Source organism: Psychrobacillus faecigallinarum (assembly GCF_014836595.1).
Classification (GTDB): domain Bacteria; phylum Bacillota; class Bacilli; order Bacillales_A; family Planococcaceae; genus Psychrobacillus; species Psychrobacillus faecigallinarum.
The window spans coordinates 1-1,193 of sequence record NZ_JACSQO010000026.1; the positions used below are offsets into that span (position 1 = coordinate 1).

Annotated in this window: 11 tRNA genes and 1 rRNA gene; all 12 read left to right on the forward strand. The window is 52.8% G+C overall.

The window, feature by feature from the left end:
* Nucleotides 1–87: ribosomal RNA gene (rrf, locus tag H9650_RS20220) — 5S ribosomal RNA — on the forward strand; the annotation flags it as partial.
* 26 nt (nucleotides 88–113) lie between these two features.
* Nucleotides 114–189: transfer RNA gene (locus H9650_RS20225), tRNA-Val, on the forward strand.
* Between the two features lie 13 nt (nucleotides 190–202).
* Nucleotides 203–278, forward strand: a tRNA-Thr gene (locus H9650_RS20230).
* Nucleotides 279–284: 6 nt separating this feature from the next.
* A tRNA-Lys gene (locus H9650_RS20235) sits at nucleotides 285–357 on the forward strand.
* A 23-nt stretch (nucleotides 358–380) separates the two neighbouring features.
* Nucleotides 381–465 (forward strand) — tRNA-Leu (locus H9650_RS20240).
* Nucleotides 466–482: 17 nt separating this feature from the next.
* Nucleotides 483–557: transfer RNA gene (locus H9650_RS20245), tRNA-Gly, on the forward strand.
* A 15-nt stretch (nucleotides 558–572) separates the two neighbouring features.
* Nucleotides 573–661, forward strand: a tRNA-Leu gene (locus tag H9650_RS20250).
* Between the two features lie 16 nt (nucleotides 662–677).
* Nucleotides 678–754: transfer RNA gene (locus H9650_RS20255), tRNA-Arg, on the forward strand.
* Nucleotides 755–760: 6 nt separating this feature from the next.
* Nucleotides 761–837, forward strand: a tRNA-Pro gene (locus H9650_RS20260).
* Between the two features lie 15 nt (nucleotides 838–852).
* A tRNA-Ala gene (locus H9650_RS20265) sits at nucleotides 853–928 on the forward strand.
* Between the two features lie 19 nt (nucleotides 929–947).
* Nucleotides 948–1,021, forward strand: a tRNA-Met gene (locus H9650_RS20270).
* Between the two features lie 6 nt (nucleotides 1,022–1,027).
* Nucleotides 1,028–1,104: transfer RNA gene (locus H9650_RS20275), tRNA-Ile, on the forward strand.
* Nucleotides 1,105–1,193: the final 89 nt, after the last annotated feature.

The window sequence follows — 1,193 nt, forward strand, 5'->3', positions numbered from 1 at the left end:
CGTTCCCATACCGAACACGGAAGTTAAGCTCTTCAGCGCCGATGGTAGTTGGGGGTCTCCCCCTGCAAGAGTAGGACATCGCTGGGCTTGCAATAAGAAATTAATATTACCCAGGAGGATTAGCTCAGCTGGGAGAGCATCTGCCTTACAAGCAGAGGGTCGGCGGTTCGAGCCCGTCATCCTCCACCATAACTTTACTCCTGCCGGAGTAGCTCAACTGGTAGAGCAACTGACTTGTAATCAGTAGGTTGAGGGTTCAAGTCCTTTCTCCGGCACCATTTTTTGAGCCATTAGCTCAGTTGGTAGAGCATCTGACTTTTAATCAGAGGGTCGTAGGTTCGAATCCTACATGGCTCATTCACTTTTTGTGAAATAAATATGCGGGTGTGGCGGAACTGGCAGACGCACTAGACTTAGGATCTAGCGCCGCAAGGCGTGGGGGTTCGACTCCCTTCACCCGCACCATTTAATTTAATAACCGAGCGGAAGTAGTTCAGTGGTAGAACACCACCTTGCCAAGGTGGGGGTCGCGAGTTCGAACCTCGTCTTCCGCTCCAAAGATTCATCAAAGTGCCGGGGTGGCGGAACTGGCAGACGCACAGGACTTAAAATCCTGCGGTAGGTGACTACCGTACCGGTTCGATTCCGGTCCTCGGCACCACTTTTATGAAACATTAGCGCCCGTAGCTCAATTGGATAGAGCGTCTGACTACGGATCAGAAGGTTGTGGGTTCGACTCCTGCCGGGCGCGCCATATATACGGGAAGTAGCTCAGCTTGGTAGAGCACTTGGTTTGGGACCAAGGGGTCGCAGGTTCGAATCCTGTCTTCCCGACCAGTTATTTATAATATTGGGGCCTTAGCTCAGCTGGGAGAGCGCCTGCCTTGCACGCAGGAGGTCAGCGGTTCGATCCCGCTAGGCTCCACCAATTTAAATTTAAATTTCCTGGCGGCGTAGCTCAGCTGGCTAGAGCATTCGGTTCATACCCGAAAGGTCGTGGGTTCGACTCCCTCTGCCGCCATCTTAAGGACCTTTAGCTCAGTTGGTTAGAGCAGACGGCTCATAACCGTCCGGTCGCAGGTTCGAGTCCTGCAAGGTCCACCAACATAATATTTAGGAGGAATACCCAAGTCTGGCTGAAGGGATCGGTCTTGAAAACCGACAGGCGGGTCATACCGCGCGGGGGTTCGAAT